This is a genomic window from Terrisporobacter sp. (assembly GCF_017888745.1).
GTDB lineage: Bacteria > Bacillota > Clostridia > Peptostreptococcales > Peptostreptococcaceae > Terrisporobacter.
In genome coordinates, this window is the sequence record NZ_JAGHFM010000157.1 from 1 (window position 1) to 6,793 (window position 6,793).

The 6,793-nt window shown below is 27.6% G+C and carries 5 protein-coding genes; 1 reads left to right on the top strand and 4 read right to left on the bottom strand.

The window, feature by feature from the left end:
• Positions 1-92 precede the first annotated feature (92 nt).
• From topA to J7G74_RS07715, 4 genes are read right to left on the bottom strand one after another with little or no spacing between them, the layout of a single operon-like run.
• Positions 93-2,168 carry a type I DNA topoisomerase gene (gene topA / locus J7G74_RS07700; RefSeq protein WP_297133754.1) on the bottom strand — a complete coding sequence of 692 codons (2,076 nt, stop codon included), beginning with the start codon at positions 2,166-2,168 and terminating at the stop codon, positions 93-95.
• Positions 2,169-2,190: 22 nt separating this feature from the next.
• The gene (gene dprA, locus J7G74_RS07705; protein WP_297133756.1) at positions 2,191-3,288 is read right to left on the bottom strand and encodes a DNA-processing protein DprA; all 1,098 of its coding nucleotides are present in this window, start codon (positions 3,286-3,288) and stop codon (positions 2,191-2,193) included.
• A gap of 9 nt (positions 3,289-3,297) precedes the next feature.
• Positions 3,298-4,824, bottom strand: coding sequence for a YifB family Mg chelatase-like AAA ATPase (locus J7G74_RS07710; protein ID WP_297133758.1), 1,527 nt, complete (start codon positions 4,822-4,824; stop codon positions 3,298-3,300).
• Between the two features lie 11 nt (positions 4,825-4,835).
• Positions 4,836-5,180, bottom strand: a complete 345-nt coding sequence (locus tag J7G74_RS07715) for a YraN family protein (RefSeq protein WP_297133760.1) — start codon at positions 5,178-5,180, stop codon at positions 4,836-4,838.
• Positions 5,181-5,339: 159 nt separating this feature from the next.
• Here J7G74_RS07715 and J7G74_RS07720 point away from each other — a divergent pair, with 159 nt between their 5' ends.
• Entirely contained in the window at positions 5,340-6,395 is a 1,056-nt protein-coding gene (locus J7G74_RS07720) for a CapA family protein (RefSeq protein ID WP_297133762.1), read from the top strand.
• The last annotated feature ends 398 nt before the right edge of the window (positions 6,396-6,793 follow it).

Here is a 6,793-nt window from a genome sequence, read left to right on the forward strand (position 1 = left end):
ACTTTATTCTACCCATTTTATTCTAACATAGAATTAAGTTATTAACAACTAATCGATTTTACTTTTCTTAATTTTCTGTCATTTTTTTAATATTATTCAATTATCTTTCCTTCAGCCTTACACTCTTTATTAGAGCATACTTCTTTAGTTTCATTTTTTGTCTGTTTTTCTATCATATAACTACCACATTCTTTACATAGTTTCCCTGTCGGTTTATACCAACTTATGAAATCACATTCTGGATAGTTAGAGCATCCATAAAAAGCCTTCCCCTTTTTAGACTTTCTAAGTATAATTTCTCCATCTTTACATTTAGGACATTTTACACCCACTTTATTTACTAAAGGTTTAGTATTTTTACACTCAGGATAGTTTTTGCAAGCCATAAACTTACCAAATCTTCCGTATTTAATTACCATATTCGATCCACATAATTCACAGATTTCATCCGTTTCTTCATCCATATTTATTTTTTGAATCTTTTCTTTTGCTTCTTCTATAGCTTCTTTTAATGGTTCATAAGCTTCAGAAACTACACTTTTCCATTGTATATTTCCTTCTTCAATTTCATCTAATTTATTTTCCATTTGAGCTGTAAAGTCAACATCAATGAACTTTTGGAAATTTATATTTAATATGTCAGTAACTATAATCCCAAGTTCTGTTGGATGTAAACTTGTACCTTGTTTTTCAACGTATCCTCTATTTAATATAGTAGCTATAGTTGGCGCATAAGTACTAGGTCTACCTATTCCAAGTTCTTCAAGTGTTTTAACTAAGCTTGCTTCTGTAAATCTTGCTGGTGGCTGAGTAAAATGTTGAACTGGAATAAATTGATTTACTTTTAACTCATCACCTTCATTTATAGCTGGAAGAATTTTATCTTCTCTTTCAGTAAAGTTATATATTTTTGTATAACCTTCAAACTTCATAACAGAACCAGTAGCTCTAAATAATGCATCTCCTATTCTACAATCTATATTCAGCACATCAAATATGGAATCCTCCATTTGACTAGCTACAAATCTTCTCCATATTAAATTATAAAGTTTAAATTGATCCTTGCTTAAAGAGTTTTTGACACTCATTGGCGTTCTGATAACAGAAGTAGGTCTTATTGCCTCATGAGCATCTTGAACTTTTTTCTTTTCTTTTCCATCTTTTTTATCACTATATTCTTTATAGTATTTTTCTCCTAATTCATCTAATATGAATGATTTTGCTTTCTCTTTAGCTTCATCAGAAATCCTCTTAGAATCTGTTCTTATGTAGGAAATTAAACCTACTGTACCTTCACCTTCAATATCTACACCTTCATAAAGTTCTTGAGCTATAATCATCGTCTTTTTAGTTGTAAAAGAAAGCTTATTAGCTGCATCTTGTTGAAGTACACTTGTTGTATATGGCTTAGGAGCAGATTTTCTTCTTGTTTTTGATTCTATCTTTTCTACTATCAGATTTTCATTCTCAATATTTTTTAAGATATTATTAACATCTTCTTCATTATTTAATTCTATTTTTTCATTATTTAATGAAACAAATTTAAATAAAGCTATTTCTCCATTTTCTGTTTTACCTTCAATATCTAATGTCCAATATTCTTTAGGAACAAAATCATTAATCTCTCTTTCTTTTTCACAAATTAGTTTAGTAGTTACAGACTGTACTCTACCTGCACTAAGACCTTTTCTAACTTTTAGCCAAAGTATTGGACTTATTTGATATCCCAGTAATCTATCTAGTACCCTTCTTGCTTGTTGAGCGTCTACTAATTTTAAATCTAAAGACCTTGGATTTTTAATAGCTTTTTTTATTGCATCCTTTGTTATTTCATTAAATTCTATTCTACATTCATCATCTGTATCAATTCCAAGGATATATGCTAAATGCCAAGATATAGCTTCCCCTTCCCTATCAGGGTCGGTAGCTAGATACACTCTTTTAGATTTTTTTGCTTCTTTTTTTAATTCCTTTATCAGATCACCTTTACCTCTGATATTTATATATCTAGGTTCAAAATTATTCTCTATATCAACACCTAAAGTACTTTTAGGTAAATCTCTCACATGACCAACTGAAGCCTTAACTGTATAGTGGCTTTTTCCTAAGAATTTTTCTATTGTTTTAGCTTTTGCAGGCGATTCCACAATTACCAATGTTTTCGCCATTATTACACCCCCACCCTTTGTTTTAGTTTATACTGTATGTTTTATTGTTCATTTCAACAACTAAGTCTCTTAGTAATAAATCATTTATTATTGCGTTTACAATTTTTATCTCAATACCAGTATTATCACAAATTTCATCAATTTGCAAGACACCTTGTCTTTTAATTACTTCGATTATCTTTAATTCTTCATTACTTAAACCGCTAATATCATATTCTATACTATTTTTATAATAATTAAAACTATTATTATCATATTCATTTAAAATATCATCAATATTTTCTATTAACTTAGCACCTTCTTTTATTATCTTATGACAACCTTTGCTCATATCAGAATTAATATTTCCAGGTACTGCAAATACGTTTCTTCCTTGTTCAAGACCAAAATCAGCAGTAATTAGTGCACCACTTTTTTGTCCCGCCTCAACAACTATAACACCATCACTAAGACCACTTATAATTCTATTTCTACTAGGAAAGTTACCTGGTGTTACAATAGTATCTACGTTATATTCAGACATAATAAGGCCACCTTTTGATAAAATTTCATCTGCTAAAGGTCTATTGCATTTAGGCAAAACATTATCTACAGAAGAGCCTAGTACCCCAATAGTTTTTCCACCATTCATCATACATCCTATATGACAATAAGAGTCTATACCTATTGCTAATCCACTAATTATATTAATGCCTATCTGTCCAAGTTCTCTACTTATTTTCTGAGCGCAGTTAATTCCATATGGTGTTGGCTTTCTTGAGCCAACCATAGCAATATTTAAATTCTGATTTATTATCGATAAATCTCCTTTAAAAAATAATAATAAAGGAGGGTTATAGATATTTTTAAGTTTTTCTGGATATTCTTCATCTTCTATACAAATATAGTTTATAGAGTTTTTATATATTTTTTCCTTAATTTCATTTAAATAGAAATGACTTTTATATTTTACTATATTTTCTTTCATATTTAAATTTATATTTTTTAAATTATATATTTCTTTTTCACTTAAGTCCATAAATTTATCAATATTTCCTACTTCTTCTATTATTTTACCAATTGTTTTTGTAGTTATTCCACTAATTGACTTAAGTAATAAATATGCATCTCTTTTATTCATAGTTAACTCCTATCTAAAGTAAGTATAATAAGCTTTTCTAAAAGAAAATGACTCCATTATATGATTTGCTTCTATATCTTTACTTCCGTCTAAATCTGCAATAGTTCTAGCCATTTTTATCAACTTAGTATAGCTTCTATTGCTTAATTTATATTTATTAAATATTTTATTAGTCAAATCCATAGATTCCTCATTTAAATTACAATATTTATCTAGCATATAAGATGTCATTTCATTATTACTCTTTATATTATCATTTTCAAATCGCTCTCTTTGTATTTCTCTAGCCTTGGTCACTCTTTTTCTTATATCTTTAGATTTTTCTCCTTGAGACTTTTTATTTAAGTCATCACATAGTATAGGATTTACTTCCACAAATATATCAAATCTATCCAGTAATGGCCCTGATAATTTATTCTTATATCTATTTATTTCATATGTCCTGCATTTACATTCTTTATCAGACATATAAAATCCACAAGGACAGGGATTCATAGCTCCTACAACAAGCATATTACTTGGATATTTTATATTATATTTAACTCTAGATATATTTACATACTTGTCTTCCATAGGTTGCCTTAAACTTTCTAATATTTTTCTATCAAACTCTGCTATTTCATCTAAAAATAATACACCTCTATGGGATAAGACTACTTCCCCAGGCTTGCACCTTACTCCTCCACCAATTAGAGATTGGATAGTTGTACTATGATGAGGTGATCTAAAAGGTCTTTGATTGATTAACCCTACTTTATCATCTATTAATCCTGCAATACTATATATTTTACTAATTTCAATTATTTCATCTTTATCTAAAGGTGGTAATATTGTTCTTATACGTTTTGCAACCATTGTCTTACCAGAACCAGGAGGTCCAATTAACAACAAATTATGATTACCTGCAGCTGCAATTTCAGCACTTCTTTTAACAAAATAATTTCCTTTTATCTCTTGAAAATCTTCACTATAAATATTTTCATTATATCCTTCAATTATATCTTTATATTCACTCTTTATTTCATAAGTGTCATTAAGGTAATTAATACACTCATTTATAGTTTTGACTGGTATTATCTCTATATTGTCAATAAAATTACATTCTTTTAAATTATCAAATGGTATAAATATTCTTTTAAAATTTTGTTCCCTCGCTCCTATTACAAGAGGCAGAATACCCTTAATTGTTCTTATATGACCATCTAATGATACCTCTCCTACAAATATACATTCATCTAAATATAATTCATTTTTATTTATATATTTTCTTAATATTCCTATACATATTGGTAAGTCTAAAAATGATCCTTCTTTTTTCATATCTGCTGGCGATAAGTTTACTACGATTCTTGAATTTGGAAAATCATAACCACTATTTATTATGGCGGATTTTACTCTTTCTCTAGCTTCTTTTATTTCTGTACTTGGAAGTCCAACTATATTGAAAGAAGGAATTCCTCTTGTTATGTCCGTCTCTACTTTAACCAAAAAACTTTCTAAACCTATTAAATTATTAGAATTAATTATACTCAACATATTTAACCTTCCTAAAAAGCATTTATTATATGATTTACCTTGTTATTTCTAAGATATATTTCTATTACATCAAATCTTATAGATATATCGTTTAAACAATTTTCTAAAATATAAAACTTGGCTACATTAGTTATCTTTCTTCTTTTATTGTAATTAACAGCTTCTGATGGGTATCCATAATTAATATTACTTCTACTTTTTACTTCTACAAAAACTAATTCTCCATTTAATTTTGCTATTAAATCAATTTCGACCATTTTCGTTTTATAATTTTTTTCTAAAATTTTTCCACCTTTAGAAATCAAATATTTTTGTGCTATTTCTTCTCCTAATTTACCTTTTTGTACATTATTCATATTTTTCACCTTATTATTTTTCTTATCTCATTATTGTCAAGGTATTTATCATATATACAATTTTTAACATATAATTGAAATTTTTGTATTTTCAACTTATTATATAGTTAGTGTAATTATTTTACATAATTTAGTAATTTATATAAGGGGAGAAAGTCTATGTCTAACAAAAAAATATCAAAAAAAAAGATATTTATTATTTTTCTAGTGTTATCTTTAGTAGTCTTAGGAATTTTGTCTTATGAAAAAACATCTAAATCTAACAAAGAATCTTATAAAAAAAATATATCTTCTGTATTTAATAATGAGCCTGAGACTTATAGTGCCTCCATCTTAGCTGCCGGTGATATTATGGTTCATGGACCTCAACTAAATGCTCAGTACGATTCATCTAATAAAACCTACTCATTTGATAATAATTTCAAACATGTGAAAAAATATATCGAAAAAGCAGATTATAGCCTAGCAAATTTAGAAACTACTTTAGCAGGTAATGATGTATATCCTTATAGCTCTTATCCTTTATTTAATTCTCCTGATGAGTTGGCTGATGCTTTGAAAAATGCAGGATTTGATTTATTGTCTACTATAAATAATCACAGCTTTGATAAAGGTGACTTAGGTGTTAGTCGAACATTGAGTGTATTAAAAGAAAAAGGCTTTGATACTGTAGGCACTAGAGAAAATATTGACGATGATGATTTTTTAATAAAAAATATCAATAATATAAAGGTAGGTATTACATCTTATTCTTACGGAGATATAAAAAATGATAATAAATATTTGAACGGTATAAAAATATCCGAAGATTTTGAAGATAAGATGAATATCTTTGATGCTCATGATGTGGACAGTGCATTTGATACAATATCTACTACATTAGATAAATTAGAAGATACTGATATTCAAATAGTAGTTTTACACTGGGGAGTTGAGTATACTAGAGATGAAATTAATTTCCAAAAAGAACTGGCACAAAAATTATGTAATGCAGGTGTAGATATTATTATAGGATCTCACCCTCATGTAGTTCAACCTGTAGAAACAATCAAGTCATCTGACGGAGAGACTGAAACTGTAGTAATATACTCTTTAGGAAATTATATATCTAATCAAAGAAGAGAAAATGTGAGTGCTTATAGTGAAGATGGATTAATGGTAAATATAGATATAACAAAAAAAGTAATGAGGATGAAGCAACAGTTAAGAAGGTAACTTGCATACCTACTTGGGTAAATAAATACAATCATAATGGTAAGTATGTCTATGAAATAATACCTATTGAAGATAAAGAAGATTTAAATTCTATAAATAATTTAAATGAGGCTCATGCAGAGCAATCTCATCATAACACCTCATCACTTATAGAAACAACTGATTTAATTAATGTAGTTAGTTGTCCTTTTGAATAATATGAAAATAGATTACCTTATCTAAAAGGTAATCTATTTTTATATTCTATTTAGGTAATTTTATTATAAATTCTGTACCTTCGTTTATTTTACTACTTGTATCATGATAATCATTTCTTATTACTGAGGGCTCTTATCATACATATTTTGTGATTATATCTACAATATGAGCCCTTGAAAATATTGTCTATTATTAGTCAT

Bases quoted from the DNA above. Each gene is read 5' to 3' on its own strand.
- dprA (WP_297133756.1), bottom strand. From the start codon at position 3,288: ATGAATAAAAGAGATGCATATTTATTACTTAAGTCAATTAGTGGAATA.
- J7G74_RS07720 (WP_297133762.1), top strand. From the start codon at position 5,340: ATGTCTAACAAAAAAATATCAAAAAAAAAGATATTTATTATTTTTCTA.
- topA (WP_297133754.1), bottom strand. From the start codon at position 2,168: ATGGCGAAAACATTGGTAATTGTGGAATCGCCTGCAAAAGCTAAAACA.
- J7G74_RS07715 (WP_297133760.1), bottom strand. From the start codon at position 5,180: ATGAATAATGTACAAAAAGGTAAATTAGGAGAAGAAATAGCACAAAAA.
- J7G74_RS07710 (WP_297133758.1), bottom strand. From the start codon at position 4,824: ATGTTGAGTATAATTAATTCTAATAATTTAATAGGTTTAGAAAGTTTT.